Origin of the sequence: Phragmitibacter flavus, assembly GCF_005780165.1 — a bacterium.
GTDB classification, from domain to species: Bacteria; Verrucomicrobiota; Verrucomicrobiia; order Verrucomicrobiales; family Verrucomicrobiaceae; genus Phragmitibacter; species Phragmitibacter flavus.
On record NZ_VAUV01000004.1, the window covers coordinates 204,283 to 223,437 of the forward strand.

Consider the following 19,155-nt stretch of genomic DNA (forward strand, 5'->3'; position numbering starts at 1 on the left):
CTACAACGGAATAAATAACCTTCCAAGTTTATGATAGAAGTCGGCAACTAGTCATGAGTGATCCAGCGCTGATATATACCGATATCTCGCAGCCTGCAGACAAGGCAGGGACCCATGTGCTCATCATCGGAGTGGGGGACTACCTATTCGGCAAGGGCAAGGCGGAAGTCACGTCGGTGGGTGATGATCTCCAGCAACTGAGTTCACCGCCCATCTCCGCGCGCGCCATGGCGGACTGGTTCATCAAACACTATCGCAACACCGCCAAGCCTCTAGCCAGCGTGGCGATGCTGCTGTCTGAGAGTCCGGATGCAGATTATCAAGTTCCCGGGCAGAGTGACTCCGGGCAGAGTGACTCTGCCCCCCCCGGCCTCGTGCGCGTGCCCCGGGCCAATCTGGCAAACGTGGTCGAGGCCACCAAGGCGTGGGTGGAGCAGCTGAAGAGTAACAGGGATCACATGGCCGTCTTCTATTTCTGCGGGCATGGTTTTTCCGCAGGGGATCACGCCTCACTGCTGCTGGAGGATTTCGGCAAGACAGGCGGCGAGTTGGAGGCTGCCATCGACCTCACCAAGTTGTGCGCCGTTATGAAAAACTCTCCGGCGATCCAGCAGGTTTTCCTTCTGGATTGCTGCCGAAGCGACGTCGACCGTAAGTATGAAGGCAATGTCCCCATCGGCTCGGGCATGGTGAGCATCCTCAAATTTGAGCGTGGTCACTCCTCCGCACCTCAACAGTTTGTACTGTTTCCGACAATCGATGGGGCGGAAGCTTTCGGAGTCAAAAACAAGGTCAGTGTCTTTAGCAAGTCGATACTGGACGCACTGAGCTTCGCCGCCGCCGATGCCAAGACAGGACCCTGGAAGACGACGACTGGCAATCTGCTGACTGAAGTGACCCGCTTGGTAAATTTGCGCCTGCCGCCTCAGTTTCTCGATCGAGGCAAGCCGAATGCGTTGGACGCCTCCTCTTTTGAGTTCAACGAGATCGACATTCCTATCGTGACCCGCTCCTTCGTCACACTGTCAGACCTCGGCGCGTGGAAAGCTGCCGAACTGCAATGCGCGCACGGAAAAGGCACCGAGCCTACCCAGAGCCAGCGTGGCTCGGACAGCGGTGTGGAGAACTGCTGCAAGTTCGATCTTTCCTCCGATACATGGCTGTTCAGCGGTACTCTGCCTCCAGATCAATCCCTAACTATTTCACCCCAGACGCGGTACCTGACTCCGCCGGTGGCCTATGTGACCTTGAAAGTGCAATGAAAACCCGCCTCGACATCCAAGTGCGGCAGCCCTTTGCCGAAGGCAGCATTCAGACGGCCGCCGTGGCGAAGGTCCGTCGATTGACCACTGAGAAAAGCAAGCCGGTCAAGCGCTGGTGGCAGAAGGAAAAACCGGTTGGTATCGAGGGCGGGGATTCGCAGGACGAGCGGTGGACAAGCTTTGACTTGCCCGGTGGCGGTTATTACCGCGTAACAATCATTCTACCCCGAGGTGAGGGGATTGAGCGGGAGTTTCTCGTTAAGAAGGGAAATATCCATCATGAGTCGATCAAGATGGATGTTTCACCGCACGAATACCTTGGTTGGCAACAGTTCGCTGGAATCGTGCGGGCCAAGCCGCATACGTCTCGCGTAGTAGCCGGCAGTATGGGTTTAGAGTCCACGCATGAGTCCACCTTGCTGGAAAAGGGAATGTTGCGCATGGCGCATCACCGCGAGAATATACCTCAAGGGCCTCCCTCCGTGTCTGGTGTATTCTTGTGGGAAGGCATAAATGCTTGGAGAGCCTGGGATAACTTGGGCCCTTATTTCCCGATGCATACTTTGGATTGGGCTGCGCAAAGCGATTCTGAGTACGTGACGTGGTCTCCTGACATGCCGACATATGAGCTGGGCGCGCATCTTGTGGATAACTTGCGTCATTGGCATTATCACCACCATTTGCCTAGGTCTTTTCATTTCCCACGCTGGGTGCTGTTTGAGATTGGCGGACAACGGACCTTGGCTTCGGTCCCTTGGGCGTGGTGGGGGAACAACCCGCGTGATAAAACCGAATCAATTCGGTTCGTGTATGACCGAACAAGACAGAGCCCCTTGGGCGAGGAACGGCCCGGTCACCTTACACTCAGTGTCCAGGATAAGCAATGGTTTGGACTGCTTGAGTTCCTGGGTTCAGGGCGCCTGAATCAGGCGGACGGGATGATCGACAAAGTTCTGAGTCGAGAGAACCCGGAATATGCTCTTTATGGCAAGGTCAAAGGTCCCCTAGTCGCAGTCGCGGGAGGCATTATTTCGATTGCCCGTTGTCAGAGTACCCAGCAGCAGACTTGGGACCCTTGGTTAGACAATCTGGCAAACTGGTTCCCCCGCATCCCCGATGGTCCCATCTTACTGGGGTGCCGCCGTGCGGCGAAGGCGCAGAATCTTGAGCAGTTGCAGGATGCCTTCCGACGAGTTGAGGAAGGCGTTTACCGCGGTATCCCCTTCTTTTCCGCTAGTATCGCCATGACGAACCGCGCCTTGGCCCAGATGAGTGACGTGATCCCTGAAGCCGAAAAACTGCGGCGTTTCATCGCACCTGTCACCGCCCGTATTGATCCTGGGCAACCCTTCACCGTGATTAGTCTCTCTTAGAACTCAACTCCGACTCCATGACTTTCCGACTGACCATGCTGCCTGCCAAAGATGGTGATTGTCTCCTGCTGACCTGGGGGCGGAGCACTGAATTGCACCATCTTATCGTCGACCTCGGCCGTGAGGGAACCTACCGTGCGGTAAAGGATCGATTGGTGGGACTGTCAAACATTGAGCTCTTTGTCATGTCGCATATTGACGCCGATCACATCGCAGGAGCTGTTCCGCTGGTGAAGGAAGCCGCTGCTCCCTTTGCTCCAGCCCGAGTGTGGTACAATGCGCGACCCCAGTTGCAGGCGGCTCATCACCGTCAGTCGGTCTTGGAGGCGTTTGGTGCCCGCCAGGGAGAGAAGCTCGCACGCGGCATTGTGAATTTTGGCTGGCCGTGGAATGCGGAGTTTGCCAGCGAAATCGTATCTGTTGACAGCCCTGAAGCCCAGGAACCCATCTCTTTGCCGGGCGGACTCACAATCCGCCTACTATCACCTCGCGATGAGGATTTGGTTGCCCTCATTCCGGTGTGGGATGGGGAGCTGGAGAAGGAGGGGCTCCGCAGTTTTGATCCGGACAGGGATGACGATCCGCTCAGTGATGAGTTCGAACCATTCGGAGGCGCTCCTGAAGTCGAGTCGCTGGCAGAGGCGTCTTATCAACGGGACAAGACTAAGCCCAACGGCACCTCTATTGCCTTCATCGCTGAGTTTGAGGGCAAGCGTGTTCTGCTGGCAGCAGATGCCCATTCGGAAGTGCTGGAGGCGGCACTCAGGCCGCTCGCGGAAGCAGAGGGCGGGACCTATCGAGTGGATTTGCTCAAAGTTAGTCATCACGGATCAAAGGCCAACACCTCCAAAGACTTTCCGCGGTTGATCGACTGCATCCGGTTTGCGATCTCGACCGATGGCTCACGCCACCATCATCCCGACGCTGCATTGATCTCGCGTTTCCTCGCCGCGGATCCTGCCCGCCCGAAGAAGTTCTACTTCAACTATCGGCAGGATAGCACCGACATCTGGGACAGCGCTGCCTTGAGAGGAGTATGGAACTACGAAGTGGAGTATCCGAGCGACGACGAAGACCATGCAATGAATGGAACGCTGACTATCGACTTATTCTCCTGAATATGCGTGCACCGCTTGGTTTATGAAGAAGGCCCGCAAAGACATGGACGTATTCATATAGCGTCGCGCAAAGGTTTCTCCAGTGGAGGTCAGGGCTGCAAAACTTTACCTCTCAAACGCAGACACTGAAAGTTCCTGCAACCGTCCGCGAATGCGTTGACAAATGCCTGATCGCTTCCCAAAAGGCTGAGGCATCCATGCGACGTTGCCATGACTTCCCGCCTCCCCTGAAAGCACAGTAGACTCGGGAGCAAATCGCTTGATACCTCAGGGGTTCGTTTCCAGATTTTTTCTATCGTGAATCTGCCGCCTTAGGAACTCCAGTACTGTATGGGAAAGACTTCCCAATTCCATCGTTCCACCAATCCCTGAGACGCATGAAACACACGTGCGGGACGGAGGGACCGGAGTTTCCGCCCAATGTCCCTAGTCTGCACCGCCCGACGCGGAACGATTCATTTCAACTGCTCAACCCATGCCGCTCGCAGTCCGCCCGCATCCGTTGGAACGCTTCCGCCCGTTCGGAGGCAGGAGACTGGGCGACGTCCATCAACTGGCGGACGCTGAAAGCCATGATGATTGCGGGGGCGGTGAGATCCGCGAGGTAGTCCTGTGCGTCCTTGGGCAGATGTAGTAGGTAGAACATCTGCGTCATTCGCGCCTTGCTAAGTCCCTCTTTTTCACCAATTTGCACTTTGGTCAGCACCTTATCTTCGTCCAGACGCCGCTGCCAGTCGAACACTCTCCGGATGGGATGCCGCGCCACTTCGTCATTCTCCTGCGCGGTGTCGTCCGAAGGCTAGCCCCGCGCCGTGGATTTGAGAGAACTTGATCGGGTCTACCACGAAAGGATGCAGATGGTGCCGATAGTAGGGGAGGCCCAAAACTAGCTGACCCAGAAGGAAGTTCGTAAAGTGTGCTCGCCCGCACCGCTGTTTGTTCCCAAATGGGAGCAAGTATTTAATTGAGTTGAATGACTCACCCGAGCCCGATTATCCTCCCCGTGGCTTCGTCCGTCAGATTGGCGTCGACTCAAATGGCTGATGAGCCGACAGGGTGTCAATCATCCCTAGGCACGTCTGTCGGTCCAGAAGAAGCCAAGGTTCTCAAAATCCATGATCATCTGGCGCACCTCTGCACCGACCATCTTGATACATCCGCAATCGCGATAACTGCCTTCGCATTTACTACAGGTGCTCTCCTTGATGATCGTGGACCTCGCTACTACCAGACCCTTTTCCTCAAGCAAAAGGATAGCCCGCTCAATCGAAGGGCAGCTTTCAGAATCCGAAATATCGTAATCACTCGATTCGAGGAATTTGCGGTCGATAGTCAGGAGGCCCGACAGCTTGATCATGTTCTCCATGGGTGGGACATCGGTGGCGTCAGGAAACTCAACGGCCAGCCAATTGCCAGCGGCGTCAGCCCACGTCCCCACAGCATCCAGCATCCACACTCTCCGGAAGCCGAGCGCATTTCGACTGCAGCCAAGCTTTCCCGCACATGAAGTTTGAATGTAAGGTCCGTATTTGCACAAGCTACTGTGGTTTTGCAGAAGCATCTGTTTGTGCGCTGCCAGAGCGACTGCAGCACTGGCGGACGAGGATGATGTCTGGTTCACAGCATTGGTGATTCGTGCAGTGAAAAAGCGATGACCAACCTGTAGGAGTAAAATTCATCTTCTAAATCATGGCGCGACGACTTCCGCTGCAGAGCTCTACCGGGAACCGCCGGTGCGGAGTTGGGTGACTCAGACAATACCGCGTTTGGAAGGTGCGAGGGATGCGTTTTTTTGCAAAAAAAGTTGTTCTCCATAAGGTTTAGGTGCTTTATGAGCTTATCATTATACATTGGTTTTGAGGTCACCAATTCAAACTCCGGCGATGTGACCTTAGCCGACCCCAACGATTTCGGTTTGCCATTGGATATACCCGTATTGGTATAACATTTCCTAGATCGTATCGAGGGATTTTCTCGTTCGCCATTCGCTTGCACCTTATACCTTGATGCGAATACCATCGTTAAAAAACCTATCAACGATCTGTTTTCTCTATTAAACAGATTTGACTTTGTTGCAGCCGCCGGTCCAGTTACTCAGGCTCCAATAGGGGAAAAAGATCCTATTCGAATGATTCCTTCGTGTTTTCCAGAATTCAACGCAGGTGTTTTATTATTTAAAAAGAATCAAAGAGTAGATCATCTGCTAAGGAGTTGGTATGAGTGCTATCTAAATAATAAAGATTCGTTATTTCGTCCCCATCTTAAAGGGGGGGATCAGGTTTCTCTAAGATACCTGTTGTGGTGCATGAAAGACCTCATTTTCGGCACTTTTTGTCATAAAAGCACCCCGAATCTTTATAACTTCAGATGCAATCCTCAGAGGACGTTTCATTTTGATGAAGAAATTGTCATCCAACACGGCCGATTCAATCAAAATAGTAAAAACAAATTTGAGGAATTAAATATTTCCACGGATCAATGTTTTCCAATTCATACAGGATTCGGCAGACGCATTATGAGAGAAGTGCGCTCGGTTATTAACAAGGACGTCAATTGGATGGACTATGGATCATGGAATCGTTCGCTTTGGGGCTACGGAATTCCTGAAAGTGCTCTTAAACATGTTAATAGCATTATTGGGCAATCTGTTATATACACGGATCTATTTTGTTTGCTTTCATTGAATCTAAGCTCCGTGCGGTATCTTGAAATTGGTGTGTCAGCAGGGAAAAATTTACTGACAATGTTGAATTTTCTTGGTTCGGCAAAAATTGTCGGTTTAGATGTAGAGGAAATGAGTGGCCGGTTGAGGGCTTTGTGTGAAGGAAGTTCCCTAGGCGTCCCTGAAGGGGAAGCTACGTCATTCAGAGATTGGAGAGGAAATGAGAACTCCATTTCATCGGGAAGAGAAGATTTCGCCACTGATTCTCGGGGGAATGAATTTTCCTATGTCAGAGGAGACAAACTCAAGCCAGGAACTTGGAACTTACTTGGGGGAATGAAATTTTCGCTAATTTTCTCAGATGCGTTGCATGTTCCCAAATCGATCATATCAGAGTTGGATTTTATAATTAAGAATGAAATGCTCTCTAATGAGCTAATTTATGTATGGGATGACGTGTCTATAGGGCAACTGGCCCCTTTAAGAAAATCGGCTGCTAAATTATTTGATCTCTACAAAGGGATGGACCCAGTATTGGTGTTCACTAACATTAGGGGCACGTATGGACCACCAAGAAGAATCGCAATTTTCTGTTCGGACAGGGCGTTGATGCCGACGCGGTTACAACTATAGATCTCGAGTAAAATGGATTTTCGGAACTGTGCACAATGTTTCCCGACAAGCTTAGTTCAACGAGAAAAGAATGCTTGTCCATTTCCCTTGTCCCTAAACCACTTGGTTATTACCGTCTTTTTCCCCGATACAATCTTGGTTCCCTCATGAATAGAGTAGGGATTCACTGATCCGTCTGATCGCAAGTTGTTCCAAGCGATCGCTGTTCCGACATCACATGGAATATTGATGTCTAATGCTGAAAAATAGGTGAATCCACCAGCGTTGGGTTTCGACAGGTAGATCATAAACGTCCATGTTCGTTGACCTTTCTCATTAGCATGCTGCTTAAACTCCTCTGTGCGGGGTTCAAAATAGTCCGTGTGCAGTTTAAATTGCTGTCCTTCTGAATACATTTGCCCTTGAATTGGCTCTGAGTAGTCCGAGTTTATTCCGAGGGAATGGGCAATCATGGCATCGACTTCACCTACTTGTTTGTCATCTGAAGAAGCCAGATGGCATGTCATGCTTGTGCGAAAATCTTTGTCAGACTCGGGCACTGTTAATGTAGATTGCTGACTCGCCGAAGAGATTTTCTCGGTTAGCAATTCACAACTTTCGTGTGAGAGGAAGTGAACTCCCAAGAACAATTGAAAATTGCCATTTCCCATGCGGACAAAATCTTCGACGCCTTCAGGGCGTGTAATTTTAGGAATTATCTGCGACGAATGGAAATAATCGTATGCTGCTTGGCTGGGGTGCAAGAGATACTGGTTGTTTGGTGGGTATGTGGTCGGCAACTTCAGACACATTGGACCGCTCGTGCGAATCGTGTGGCAAATATCTTTTAGATCACAACCCCGTTCAAGGTTTTCACGAGCCCATTGTAACCATTCAGCAGAATTTTGCGAATTTGCAAAGACCCGTTTCATAAAAACAAAATATTGAAATTTGACATTTTTTCAACCGGCCGCGCATATAGCCAATGAAATTTCTAGGAAGTTCGATTTGCTGTCAAGAATTTGGACTCAAGAATCTGACTTATTTTTTAATCGCATAGTCCTGAAGACTACTTTATTGACCACTGTAGCTCGTTCCAATTATATGATGTTTTTTACTGCAAATCTTCAGATCTCACGCGCTTCATGAGAACTTCAGTCGTCTCCAGTTTCCAACCTCTTTCCATAATGATTTCTAGTCGTTGCGAAGACGCCATCTCATTCAATGGGAGAATCAGCACTATGGCTGATGTCAGGATGGCGATCAAGCAGACCATTGAAGACATCAGACCCGCTGGCCATTCATTGTTCGACGTTTGGATCCACGAAGGCGAATCGCACACAGCTGGATCACAAAACACTTGGGATACGTGCATGAACAAAGCCCGGCAGGCCGATGTTTTTCTGGTCTTATACAATGGCAATGCCGGATGGTCTGGCTCATCAAAGATGCTAGGCGATCATGTCGGCATCTGTCACGCCGAGTTCGCTGAGGCCTTCAACACTGCTCATGGCAAAGTGCGCAGCATTCAGTTCCCGGCCATCCTGCCGCACCGAATTCTCCAGACGGAAAATTTCAGAGCTATTTCGCGAGTCAGAATGTGCCCGGATCCCAAGTGACCACAGGAGATAAAGCGGTGCAGGAAGCATCCAAATTGGCCGTTGCTACGTTGCTCGATCTTGCACGAGCGGGGGTGGGGGTTAGCTCTCTCGGCAGCTATTTTTCTGGGGAAGCTTTGCAGTGGACTCGTCTTGACTTCCAGCGTCGGCGGGAGGTCACGCGTCATGCGGTGGCAAAATTCCTGCGTGCGAGGTCTGGAGGTTATTCCGCCGAAGATACCTCCACGACAGTCATCCATTCCGTGTTCGAGCAGAAGATTGCCTTTGTTTGCGACTGTATTCCCGCCACCCTCAGCACCGCAGGAGCGAGGGAGTTGGTCGGTCAACCTTTTCTTCGTGATCACCTCATGGTGAAAGGTTTACCTGACGAAGTGGGTGGCCCTGTCCATGTGATTGCCTGCCAAAAGGGGGTTACCGAAAGCCAAGCCATTCGCCAACTCGGATTTCCTGATGCCGCCGTTGTCTCCGCTCCTTTTGGCGTTTATGTCGCCGACAGTGTGCAAAAAATTCAGATGGTGTTTCTGGCCAATTGCCGGGATGAAACCACTACGCGTCAACGAGTGCAGCGGTTCCTTCAATGGCTTGATGAACAAGGCGAGGACAAGCTATTGGCCGGTCGGGCAAGATCGAGAAGAAAGATCGCCGATCTGATTTCCAAGGAGGCCGACCTAGAGCTTGTAGACGCGACATTTTATGCGAGGTGAAACATTTGACCAAAAATCGGAAGCGTTCTTTTTGATTCGTTTGGAGACAATAACGTTCTACAAAAAGACCTTGGGCGAAGTCACCGCAACCTCGGCTCGCTACTGAGTAATATCTTCAAGTGTATTGGCCGGTAGGAAAGACACGCCGCGCGGAGCGCCTGTATTGCCTAGCGTTGCAGGCGGACATGGGGACCTTTGGGCCCGAGAGCATCCCGAGGTGGCCGGGGAGCATTACAATCTCTCCGAACTGCTTCACCCTCGCGGGAGACTCGAAGAGGCGGATTGAAGCTTCGGCGAAGCGGCCCGGTTCGCTGTGGTATCTGAGAATTCTTGTGTCGAACGCATCCTCCTTAAACTGCGGACCAAGAGGCACCGACCTTCGCGCCAGCTTTAGGCGGCGGTTATGCTGGGCCTTCTCTTGAATCTGAATGGGAGAGCGAAAACACTTCTTCAGGGGCCTCAGCCAAGAAGACATCCGTTTTTTTTCTGCTCCCGGATTTGGCTGACAAGGCTGCTTGGCTGACGTATCCTGCAATAGCTCGTCAAAAAATTCAATTTGCGCCCATGTTTGCCGCTTATCAGATAAAAGGTCTTGAAGACTTCAAAGAAGAAAATTTAAAGGGGTTAGCCGAAATCGGCGGGCACTCCGAGACATTGGCAAATGCTGCCGTCAGCAAGTCCATCGATCGGTTTGTCAAGCCAGACGGCTCCGTCGATGCCGCAGCTATGATGGACGATTGGTTTCCAAGCATACGAGCCGATGTTTTTATCTCACACTCCCGTGCGGATAGGGACTTGGCTCTCGTCCTGTCAGGTTGGCTCAAAAATGCGATTGGACTGAATCCGTTTATTGACTCTTGTGTATGGTCTCACGCCGATGGTCTCTTGAAAAAGATGGACAACACGTGGTGCTATCAGTGTGATTCCAATACCTATTCATACGAAAGACGGAATGTTTCGACTTCTCATGTCCACATGATGCTGGCCACAGCGCTTACCAAGATGATGGACAAGTGTGAATGTGTTTTCTTCCTGAATACGGAAAATTCGGTCAGTTCCACGAGTCCTGAGGAGATGATCAGTGGTGGAGAAAACGTCACCCGCTCGCCTTGGCTGTTTCACGAAATCTCCATGCTCAAGCTGTTGCGGCGAAGGCGGCTAGAAGAATATCGTGCCGAGATTGCTAATTTTTCCGAAGGCACAATACAAAAAAATGCAAATCTCGGGCTCCCAGTGTTCCAGTATCCTGCTGATCTTGAGGGGATTCCTATTGTGAATTGGGCGGACATGAAGAAGTGGTCCTTCAGAAAATTGATTGTCGAGGAGCTAAAAGATGAGTCGCACCCTCTCGACCTACTCTACGAATTCAAACCTCCCCATCCTTGAAACGACATCCGCTCATGAAGTTGTCTTCCTCCATACGGCCGGGCTACACAGCCTTTCTCAGCCACAGCCATAAGGACAGGGAGCAGGTCAAATGGCTTGCGGGCGTGCTGGAGGGATACTGGGTGCCGGGCAATTCGAGACGGAGGATTTTTCTTGATCGGAAGTCGTTGATCGCCGGGTCTCTGGACGTAGGCATCAAGCGTGCCTTGGACGCGAGCGAATATCTGGTGATTTGCGTCTCTGGGAGCGTTCCCGGATCGCGATGGGTTACGGATGAGATTGAACACTTTCTCGGCAAGGAAAACCGACCGCCGGAGCGGGTGTTGATTTGCCGGGTGGGTGGCCGCGCGGACAAGGATCCAGAGGGGGACGAGCGAGCTTCTGGCTGGATCGCCGCACTGGAAAAGCGACTGGACCGTAAACCGCTTGAGCATTTGACGCCGGATTTGCGTGAGGAGTCTGTGGAGGATGCCACTGCATCGGCGCTCAGCTTGCTGGCTCCCATGGTGGGAATGGCGGACAAAGATGCCCTGCTCGACCGTCGGGCTCGGTTTCTCGCCCGTTCGTGGAGGATCGCGTCATGGCTAGTGGTGGTGCTTTTTGCGTCGGGAGCGGGCGTCTGGTGGTGGTTGCGCACCCCAGATGGGGCGATGTGGCGTCACCAGCGCGCCTTGATCACGAAGGCTCCGGGACTCAAATTCGACCACACCGAATGGGTGGGTCCGGCGGTCCTGGCTTTGGCGCGCGCGGACGAACCCAAATCGGCCCGCGGTCTCGCCGCGATGGTGAAAGGGAGGTTCTTTTACGCGACGATGATGCTTGCCATAGAGGCCGGTGTTTCCGTTCCCGATCAGGAAAAGGTCCGCATGTTGGTGAAGGAAGCTGGAAGTGATTTGGGAGCCGGATTTCCACGAGCTGGCCTGCTGGGGGCACGCGTAGCGGGTGGGGAGGAGGAGCGGCAACAGGCCTGGAGCGCCATGCAAGGGAAGATCGGCGAGGAGGCGTGGATGCGTGCGCTTGCCGCCTCCGGCTGGTGGAGCGAAGCGATGGAGGCTTGGGAGCGTTGGCGACGGAGCCATCCCCAGGACGCCTCGGAGCATTTTCCGCTCTGGCTGGAACTACACCTGCTTGCAGAGAAGCCCCTAGATGCCAGCGTCGAGCGTGGGCTCCGTCAGGAGTGGTTGCAGCGACTGGAAGAGGATCGTTCGCTGTATCACATCCAGATCGTGCTCGTTGACGCGGCATTGCGGAGACGAGTGCGCGAGCCAGTGTGGAGGGAACTGCTGGCCGCAGTGGCAGCGCACGCAGAAAGGAAACTGTCCGCCGGTATCGATCCCGGCACCGCCGCGCAGCCTCTTGCCGCCATCGTGGCTCTGGCGGGGTTGCACGACAAGGCCTCCAACCTGCTGCGACGGACCGCCTACCTTGAGGAAGCGCCCTTGGACAACTCTCATGCCGAGCCACTGGCCTTCCGTGCGTTGGCTGAGTTTGCTATAGGCAACGAGTCTACGGCCGAACCTCTGTTTGTCTCGGCATTGGCGGCTGCGAATGCCCCCATTGAGTCTTCTCGCACCTGGCATGAGCATTTCGCCGTGGCGCAGGCATTGGTCTTAGCGGGTCAGTGGCGGCGGGCGACCGAACTGCCGGACATGATTGGAAATGAGATGACCCGCCGCACATTGGAACTGGAACTGATCGTCTGGTGGCATCTTCAAAAATCCTCGGCCCTGAGGTAAAAGTGCTTCAGATTCGACGGAGAATGGCAGTATCTTATCGCGTGCCTGAATCACGGCTATCACGAGAGAGATAGGGAAAGATCATGGTGTCCGCATGGTTTTCAGAATTCGCTGGATCATGTCTGCTTTGGAGACGTTTTTGCCCGGGCAGGTTGATTTGGAGTCAGGGGCTTCGCTATGAAGGCGCAGGTGCTCCTCGCCCAAACCAAGCTTCCGGTTCAGTATAGCGATTGCCGCGACGGTATTGTCGCGAATCTCGTCACTCAATGGATCGTGATTATAGTCCCCCACCATTTCGATGCCTATCGAAACTTTGTTCCAGGCACGGGCGTGGATTCCTGGTTCCGTGAGACGGTTGAGAACCCAGATTTTCTCCCTGTCTATGAACAGATGAGGTCCCCCGTTCCAATTCTTACTTTGAGTTATGAAATCATGGAATGACCGCAGTCCCCGCTCGGGAGATTTCTCCCATTTCTCCAACGGGCTGGCTGTATGATGCAGGACGACGAAGGATGGCTTCCAGTCATCAAAATGCAACTGTTCCACATAATTTTTAAACTGTTCTGGCGTGAATCCGGCCAGGACGAATTTGCCGGCCACTTCGCTCAGCTTCCTGTCTTCCGGTGTCGCATTGAGGTCTGAATCAACACGAGCTTTGAACTCGGTGATGCCCTGGACCGCCTGTTCCTGGGAAAGACCGCGTTTTTCTGAGACATCTTCCAGTTTCCTGTTCGGATGTTGCGATAGTTCAAGCAATATTTCCCGGGTTTTATCTCCCTCATGGTCCATTTTCCAGAAAAGCAGTGCGGCGGAGAATGAGATACTTATCACCACAATTGCTGCCAGTCGCCATGGAGCTTTTCTTTCGTCTTTGATCAGGCGTTTCCAGTGATCTTCACGCACAGCTAGCCGGAGAACTTTTTCCCTTAGTTCTTCCAGGCTGGAAAATTCATGCCACACGTCGTTACCCGCACGCAATCGAGCCTGGTGTGAACGTTGCAGGACTTTTTTCTCCTCCGGTTCTGAGAATGTGAATCCTGCTGGAAGGTTGGACGGTTCCTCATAAAATCTCTCGGTTGGGAAAAAGAGATAAATGGGTCTTTCGTGTTGTGTAGCAGCATCATACTCGAGCTGAGTGTAGGATCGCCGCGGATTCATTGGAGGTTGGGGTTCCGAACCATAAACCAGCCCGGCAATATGAATGACGGCTTGGCACTCCTGAATGGTCGAGTTTTCTCGAAGGCGGATATTTCCCGCGCTGACGGGGAAATGTTCCTGCACCACGGGATGACAGTGTGCATCAAGCAAGGCTTCGGACACAGTTTCACGCGCTTTGGCAAGATCGGCGCTCGTGGAGGAGATGAAGATATCGGGCCGGTTCCCCATAGGTTGTTAGGGTGCGATTTGGTGCTCCGTTTCCTTTTTCGTCGTCGATTTCAAGTTGCCGATGCCTGTCCAAATAAGCCTGCTGATGGTTCCGGAATTGCCCGCGCTGAGAAGGTCAAGATTCTCGTAGTGAGTGAGACCATTGCGGAAAATTTTCGCCAAATCACCATGTCCACTGACTTGATCAATATACCCCCTCAGTTTGTCGAAAGCGTCCTGTGGCGTCGGCATCTTAGGAAGGGTTGTAGGCAGTTTTTCCAACTCTAAGAATGTCTCCGCATATTTCTCACTATGCTGTTTATAATATTCAATAGTGAGTTCGGGAGGCTGTTTGGCAGGAGGATGGATCAACCATTTTGCCAGCAGGGCGGCGGCACCACCGTATTCGGAGATGAGGTAGATAGGCTTTTTTGCTCTGACGGCGTGTAGGAATTCCTCGAACAAACCGGGCATGATACCGGCGAAGCCCAGCAATTTTCCTCCGATGAGGATGTGCGCGTGGGTTTTCACGCGCTTTGTTCCCAAAGTGTCCGAAAGAGAATCTGGCAGAGAACAAACAAGGAGGGATTTGGAGTCGCAGACTTTACGACGCATTGCGGAGTAGGCACGGGCTTCGATGGCGCGCCTACGAACGTGATATTCATTTTTAGCGTCTTCATACTCCCGCTGTGTTTTCTGTCTTTCGGTGTAGGAAAGCGCGGCCAGTTCCTCGGGGTCGGGCGACGGCGGGGCTGGTTCCTGCAGAGATTTCAGTTCAATGCCGGTGTCCTCCGCCGTGACAGGGACGAAGCTGCAGATGTCAGTCCACTGGGCGATTGTTTTGGCTGAAATGGGCAGTTCGTGGCAGGGGGTGGGAATGTAGAGTCTGGGTTGTTCCTCGTGTTCGTTGATGGGTTGCCGCTCACCAGCTAGCAATCTGAGCATTGTGACGGTGAAGTTGATGCCTTTTTCCCAAGGTGGGGATGACTTAAGGTTTTTAGGCAAGGTTCCTCCGTAGAGAATCGATGCCTGGGCGTGCAGGAGCGGCCGCAGAAGCCGGACGAGGAGTTCCTGGATGTGCTCGTCCCACAGGCCTTTGGCCAGAATATCGCCGGGGTTGCCGACGGAGATTGCAATGACTTTTCCTTTGAGCTTGAGGCCTGCCCACCGATTGGAGGAGGAGCGGGAGAGAAAGGAGGTGAATTCACATTGAGGGAAAGCCGCTTTCAATCCTTCTCTGTCCATGCCGCTGAGTCCATACCCCGGGTGGACAAAGGAGCATGCTTGATTGCCTTTAAGAAACAAATTGGTGGCTTTGTTGGCTAGGATGCGGTTGATGAGAAAGGGATCTGGACTGCGATTGATGAAGATTTCGCGGCAATCTTTTTTTCGTTCGGCAATGCTTTCAGCCAGGAGGCGATGAAACAGGCTGAAGAGGATTTCTCGCAGCAGTGTGGTGACCACAAAGCGCGGTGTGGCAAAGTAGTCATCTGGAGTTTTGGTGGCCCAGCGGATACAAGGGGAGTAGCCCAGTTCGGGAATTGTGCGGGCGATTTGATGCCCCTTCATGGTTTGGACTACGATAACTGGGTGGATGAAATACTGGAGGCGTTGTTCTTTGCTAGAATTAGGGTAGGCGAAGGGCTGGAGGAAATCGCGGATTTCCTTCCGGCACCAAGGGCGGTCAGCGTAATTGTCACCCTGGATGACGACAAGACCAGCGGAGTCTTGGGTGATGGAGTTTTCCAGAATGCGGGCATAATCGTAACCGGAGGCGATGTCGGTCTCGTCGAAAAAGGCTTCGCACTGGGTTTCTCGCTGGATGTATTCTTTGAGGGCGATGGCTTCCTTGGTGTCATCTGCCTTGGCGTGACTGAGAAAGATTTTGATCTTGTCGGGCGGTGACAGGGGCTGCTTGATTCGATTGCTGGCTTTTTTCTGGAACATGCGGGCGCGGAGGTCGCGACAGATGACTTCTGTCAACCGTGCTATAAGTGTTTCATCGTCGACGGGCTGATCATCTTTGGCGATGTGACGGATGAAGTTGAGCCGCCGCATGGATTCCGGCATGTTATAAGCGAGCGGCTCCATGGCGACGGGGAGGAGGACGCATTCCGCAGCTGCTGGGGGGGATTTCTTTGCTTTGGTTTTAGCGCTGCCAGTGGCTGGTGATGTGGGCAGCATTCCACCGACAAACGCGCTGACATAGCGTCGCCAATCTGGGCTGGCCACCATGTTTGCATCGATCAGCGGGATGATGTAATTCAGAATACCGGGGTCATCATATAAGGGTGGAGGGACTGAGTCGCCGTAGGCGACTGCGCTGCGGAAGTAAACGGGAATGCCCTCCATATTTTCCAAGCGGAACCAGTGATAGAGGCGGCGGGCGAGCAGAAGGCCGCGTTGATTCTGGGTGGCAGGCTTGCTTTCTGGACCCGTTTCGCCGGATTTGACGTCCGTCACTTCGACCGATTCATCCAAGCCTGGATGCCAAAGGATATAGATACGAACGGGAGAAAGGCTGGAAATGGAGGCTGTGGGCATGGCTTTGAATGGCTGATAATTTTGCAACGGATCAGGCGAGTGTCCCGGTTTCAAGAAGAGTGAACATTATATGCGCTGTTGTTTCGAGCGTCCGCAGGTGTTCCTGATAGCTACGATAGGAGGAGGTGGGTTCTTCACGGAGCCAAAGGTGGTCGGTGGCGGGACATTGGCCGATGTCTATGCCAAGTAGCTGGGTGCTGACATGGATGCGGCCATAACGGGCATCGCTGTCCCAATAGGAAGCGAAGAGGGCTGGGCCGTCAAAGAAATGGAAGACGGCTTTTTTAATCATGTCCCGGTGGGTCTGGAAAAGGGCTTTCAAGGACTCCAGTTGCTGATCACGTTCCCTTTTTAGGCGTGCAAGATCCCATTTTTCTTCGGAGGGATTATCGTAACGTTCGACTTGTTCCAGCAGTTTATTGGAGGCGAAGAAGACGTCGATGCGGTCCCATGGGCGGCCTTTGCGGAGCGGGAGAGCGGTCTTGAAGGCATCGGTGAGCCATTTGTTGGTGGAGCCGACGAAGCTGATGCGGTGGTGGGCGGCAAGCAAGACGATGGGCGGGTATTTGGTAATGCCATCCGGGCCAAGCAGGGTGGCGCGGAGGGTGGGCAGCATGTCTTCGGTGAACTGCCAGTCACTTTGGGCGTTGATCCAGTCCGGTGGGGGAATTCGCTGGCGATATTTGAGGTGCCATGCTTTGAAGCGGGCGCGGAAGCGGTAGTCCTTTTCCTCCCGGATGGCGAGGGCGAAAACGGAGGGCATTTGCAGAAAAGTAAGGCTATTCAGTTCAGTTTTGCGATTGCCTCTGAGCTGCTTTACCGCCTGTTCGATTTCGGATGCGTTGGCGAGTTGCAGTGCGCTTATGCCAGGCAGTTTTTCCTGAAGGATCGGCAGCACCATCGCTTCAAAATCGTCCTTTAATTCTGTCGCTTTATCAGGGAGAATCTCCATCGATGTCACATCGGGTAGTCCTTCGATGGCTTTATCGGCAGCGATGCCGAGCATGAGGCGCAGGAACATCAACCGCAGTTCCGCTGGCGGGTAGGGATGGCTCTCGGTGAGCCGGCGGTTGAGCGACTGACGCCCCATGTAACGCCAGAGCGCATGGGTGAAGGCTTCGCCCGCGATGGCGGCAGCGGCGGCATCCGCGACGATCTCACGCATCCAGGCTTTCCAGAAACCGAAGTTGGGCTTGGCGGCGTCATTCTTGCCCAGCTCTTCCAGAATGGAGACGCTTACGCCCAGCGCGTCATCCACCGCATGGCCAACTTCGTGAGCGAGCAGGACAAGGTATTCCGGCAGGCCAGTGAGATCGGCGGGAAGGCAAATCACCGGGAATGGCGGCAGGGAGCCGAGCGAGCCGTTGCGATCACGCACCGTGATGGACTCGGTGAAAAGCGAGGGGATTTTAAGCGCCGCCGTTTCCTTCCAAATGGCCGGACTGCGTTGAGAATCGATGGCGACGATGGGGCCAACGGGGAGGCGCTTCGCATCTTGCCCGCTTCGCTTCAGAAGCTCCTGGAAGGCATCCACGCAATACCAGTCCGCCGCTTCCAGAACCCGCGCGGAATCGGCGCTGCGGCGCGGCTTGAGGAAGGCTTCCACGACAAAACGAACGGCGGAGTCCAGATCGAAACGATAGCTGGTCAAAAGGTGAATTGCGGGATTTGTGGGCGGATTGGCGTGCGGAGGGATTTCCTCATCGGGCTGGGGTGGCAGATTGGCGACCTGATCCCGCCACTCCACCAGTTTCGCCCGATGCGCGGAGAGGTATTGGTGGAGTTCCTTCGCATGTCTTGAAAACATGGAGAAATCCGCTGCGCCACCGCCATTCTGGTTGGCAAGGTCGTTCAAAGTCATCTCCGAGAGAACGAGCGTCTCATCGGCTTCGCTTAACGCGGCGCTACGAATGGTGGGCATGGCGCATCTGTTTAAAGGTGACATTCCTCTACCTTGTCAGCGCCTTTCTCAATGCGGTAGAGTTTTCCGAAGCCGGTTTTGTCATCATCGCTCAGGGCGAACTGCAGCGTGCCGTGGCCATTTAGCGGGTAGTGCATGACGGATTGGCTGTCCCATTCGGTAAGCTCCTCCGCTCCCAGGCCGCCGCTCACCCATTTTTCCATGCGCTTTTTCTCCGCCGCAGTCATCCCCTCCTGGGCTTTGGGATGGATTTGTTCGTGGCGGAATCCCAGCACATGCCCCAGCTCATGCCGGATGATGCCGACCCGGTCGTAGAGGAGGTCAAGAGCGAAAGTGCCGGGGCCGATGAACACGATGCGGTCTTTCTTTGCGGCGTTGGGGAAGAAGGCCAGCGCGAGCAAGTTAGGATCACTCGGAAAGGGATGGTAGGCAAAAGTGAAAGCGGCTTTCTTCCCGGGTTCTGCGGGAGCAAAGCGGATCATATCCAGAACACCCTCGTCTTTTGCAGCCCTGTTCCAATCGTCGGCGGCTTGGGCGCAAATTGTTTTCGCGGTTTGAAACCAGGCTTTGTGTTCGCCAAAGGAAACCTCATCAATCGTCCAGCTAAGCACTGTGCCGGGCGCCCAACGGAGTTTTTTGTCATTCAAAGTGGCGACGATGAGACGGTCCACCGTGGCGGCGTCACGCTTCTCGTTAGAAAGCAAGGCGAGAGTTTCCCTCGCATAATTTTGAAGCTGGCTTGCAGGAATCACCAAATCGTTTTCGACGATGTAGCCGGTTTCATTGCCCGCCTGAATGGTCCGGGCGGTCTTTATGATGTGTTCAGTCAGTTCGTTGGCATTCATAAGCGTGT

General features: G+C 53.3%; 15 protein-coding genes. 8 read left to right on the forward strand and 7 right to left on the reverse strand.

Annotated elements, in window-relative coordinates; all coding sequences use genetic code 11:
* Window positions 1-53 precede the first annotated feature (53 nt).
* From FEM03_RS06025 to FEM03_RS06035, 3 genes are read left to right on the forward strand one after another with little or no spacing between them, the layout of a single operon-like run.
* Window positions 54-1,262, forward strand: coding sequence for a caspase family protein (locus FEM03_RS06025; protein WP_138085289.1), 1,209 nt, complete (start codon window positions 54-56; stop codon window positions 1,260-1,262).
* On the forward strand, window positions 1,259-2,635 hold the full coding sequence (locus FEM03_RS06030) for a hypothetical protein (protein WP_138085290.1): 1,377 nt from the start codon (window positions 1,259-1,261) through the stop codon (window positions 2,633-2,635). The genes FEM03_RS06025 and FEM03_RS06030 overlap by 4 nt, the downstream gene beginning before the upstream one ends.
* 35 nt (window positions 2,636-2,670) lie before the next feature.
* Window positions 2,671-3,753 carry a ComEC/Rec2 family competence protein gene (locus FEM03_RS06035; RefSeq protein WP_138085291.1) on the forward strand — a complete coding sequence of 361 codons (1,083 nt, stop codon included), beginning with the start codon at window positions 2,671-2,673 and terminating at the stop codon, window positions 3,751-3,753.
* A gap of 460 nt (window positions 3,754-4,213) precedes the next feature.
* On the opposite strand, the gene FEM03_RS06040 is transcribed toward FEM03_RS06035, so the two are convergent.
* Both FEM03_RS06040 and FEM03_RS06045 read right to left on the reverse strand, forming a co-directional pair.
* The gene (locus FEM03_RS06040; protein WP_166442657.1) at window positions 4,214-4,495 is read right to left on the reverse strand and encodes a hypothetical protein; all 282 of its coding nucleotides are present in this window, start codon (window positions 4,493-4,495) and stop codon (window positions 4,214-4,216) included.
* 327 nt (window positions 4,496-4,822) lie between these two features.
* A complete protein-coding gene (locus FEM03_RS06045) occupies window positions 4,823-5,203 on the reverse strand; it encodes a hypothetical protein (protein ID WP_138085293.1) in 381 nt (126 codons plus the stop codon).
* An 855-nt stretch (window positions 5,204-6,058) separates the two neighbouring features.
* Here FEM03_RS06045 and FEM03_RS06050 point away from each other — a divergent pair.
* Complete coding sequence (locus FEM03_RS06050) at window positions 6,059-7,048, forward strand: hypothetical protein (RefSeq protein WP_138085294.1); 990 nt, start codon at window positions 6,059-6,061, stop codon at window positions 7,046-7,048.
* A 56-nt stretch (window positions 7,049-7,104) separates the two neighbouring features.
* Here FEM03_RS06050 and FEM03_RS06055 read toward each other — a convergent pair whose 3' ends face one another.
* On the reverse strand, window positions 7,105-7,959 hold the full coding sequence (locus FEM03_RS06055; protein WP_138085295.1) for a 2OG-Fe(II) oxygenase: 855 nt from the start codon (window positions 7,957-7,959) through the stop codon (window positions 7,105-7,107).
* A gap of 255 nt (window positions 7,960-8,214) precedes the next feature.
* On the opposite strand from FEM03_RS06055, the gene FEM03_RS06060 reads away from it, so the two are divergent.
* The 4 genes from FEM03_RS06060 to FEM03_RS06075 all read left to right on the forward strand — a co-directional run bounded on the left by FEM03_RS06060 (window position 8,215) and on the right by FEM03_RS06075 (window position 12,472).
* Complete coding sequence (locus FEM03_RS06060; protein WP_166442659.1) at window positions 8,215-8,646, forward strand: DUF4062 domain-containing protein; 432 nt, start codon at window positions 8,215-8,217, stop codon at window positions 8,644-8,646.
* A 170-nt stretch (window positions 8,647-8,816) separates the two neighbouring features.
* Window positions 8,817-9,350 carry a hypothetical protein gene (locus FEM03_RS06065; protein WP_138085297.1) on the forward strand — a complete coding sequence of 178 codons (534 nt, stop codon included), beginning with the start codon at window positions 8,817-8,819 and terminating at the stop codon, window positions 9,348-9,350.
* 498 nt (window positions 9,351-9,848) lie between these two features.
* On the forward strand, window positions 9,849-10,736 hold the full coding sequence (locus FEM03_RS06070) for a toll/interleukin-1 receptor domain-containing protein (RefSeq protein ID WP_206170893.1): 888 nt from the start codon (window positions 9,849-9,851) through the stop codon (window positions 10,734-10,736).
* Between the two features lie 14 nt (window positions 10,737-10,750).
* Complete coding sequence (locus FEM03_RS06075; RefSeq protein WP_138085298.1) at window positions 10,751-12,472, forward strand: toll/interleukin-1 receptor domain-containing protein; 1,722 nt, start codon at window positions 10,751-10,753, stop codon at window positions 12,470-12,472.
* An 81-nt stretch (window positions 12,473-12,553) separates the two neighbouring features.
* Here FEM03_RS06075 and FEM03_RS06080 read toward each other — a convergent pair whose 3' ends face one another.
* From FEM03_RS06080 to FEM03_RS06095, 4 genes are read right to left on the reverse strand one after another with little or no spacing between them, the layout of a single operon-like run.
* The gene (locus tag FEM03_RS06080; protein ID WP_138085299.1) at window positions 12,554-13,858 is read right to left on the reverse strand and encodes a DUF4062 domain-containing protein; all 1,305 of its coding nucleotides are present in this window, start codon (window positions 13,856-13,858) and stop codon (window positions 12,554-12,556) included.
* A 6-nt stretch (window positions 13,859-13,864) separates the two neighbouring features.
* Window positions 13,865-16,381, reverse strand: a complete 2,517-nt coding sequence (locus FEM03_RS06085; RefSeq protein WP_138085300.1) for a TIR domain-containing protein — start codon at window positions 16,379-16,381, stop codon at window positions 13,865-13,867.
* Between the two features lie 31 nt (window positions 16,382-16,412).
* Entirely contained in the window at window positions 16,413-18,302 is a 1,890-nt protein-coding gene (locus tag FEM03_RS06090) for a hypothetical protein (protein ID WP_138085301.1), read from the reverse strand.
* An 11-nt stretch (window positions 18,303-18,313) separates the two neighbouring features.
* Window positions 18,314-19,147 carry a M12 family metallopeptidase gene (locus FEM03_RS06095; RefSeq protein WP_138085302.1) on the reverse strand — a complete coding sequence of 278 codons (834 nt, stop codon included), beginning with the start codon at window positions 19,145-19,147 and terminating at the stop codon, window positions 18,314-18,316.
* Window positions 19,148-19,155: the final 8 nt, after the last annotated feature.

What these genes read in the sequence shown, in the direction of transcription:
- FEM03_RS06025 (WP_138085289.1), top strand. Translation starts at nt 54, where the DNA reads ATGAGTGATCCAGCGCTGATATATACCGATATCTCGCAGCCTGCAGAC.
- FEM03_RS06030 (WP_138085290.1), top strand. Translation starts at nt 1,259, where the DNA reads ATGAAAACCCGCCTCGACATCCAAGTGCGGCAGCCCTTTGCCGAAGGC.
- FEM03_RS06035 (WP_138085291.1), top strand. Translation starts at nt 2,671, where the DNA reads ATGCTGCCTGCCAAAGATGGTGATTGTCTCCTGCTGACCTGGGGGCGG.
- FEM03_RS06045 (WP_138085293.1), bottom strand. Translation starts at nt 5,203, where the DNA reads ATGCTGGATGCTGTGGGGACGTGGGCTGACGCCGCTGGCAATTGGCTG.
- FEM03_RS06050 (WP_138085294.1), top strand. Translation starts at nt 6,059, where the DNA reads ATGAAAGACCTCATTTTCGGCACTTTTTGTCATAAAAGCACCCCGAAT.
- FEM03_RS06055 (WP_138085295.1), bottom strand. Translation starts at nt 7,959, where the DNA reads ATGAAACGGGTCTTTGCAAATTCGCAAAATTCTGCTGAATGGTTACAA.
- FEM03_RS06060 (WP_166442659.1), top strand. Translation starts at nt 8,215, where the DNA reads ATGATTTCTAGTCGTTGCGAAGACGCCATCTCATTCAATGGGAGAATC.
- FEM03_RS06075 (WP_138085298.1), top strand. Translation starts at nt 10,751, where the DNA reads ATGAAGTTGTCTTCCTCCATACGGCCGGGCTACACAGCCTTTCTCAGC.
- FEM03_RS06080 (WP_138085299.1), bottom strand. Translation starts at nt 13,858, where the DNA reads ATGGGGAACCGGCCCGATATCTTCATCTCCTCCACGAGCGCCGATCTT.
- FEM03_RS06085 (WP_138085300.1), bottom strand. Translation starts at nt 16,381, where the DNA reads ATGCCCACAGCCTCCATTTCCAGCCTTTCTCCCGTTCGTATCTATATC.
- FEM03_RS06090 (WP_138085301.1), bottom strand. Translation starts at nt 18,302, where the DNA reads ATGCCCACCATTCGTAGCGCCGCGTTAAGCGAAGCCGATGAGACGCTC.
- FEM03_RS06095 (WP_138085302.1), bottom strand. Translation starts at nt 19,147, where the DNA reads ATGAATGCCAACGAACTGACTGAACACATCATAAAGACCGCCCGGACC.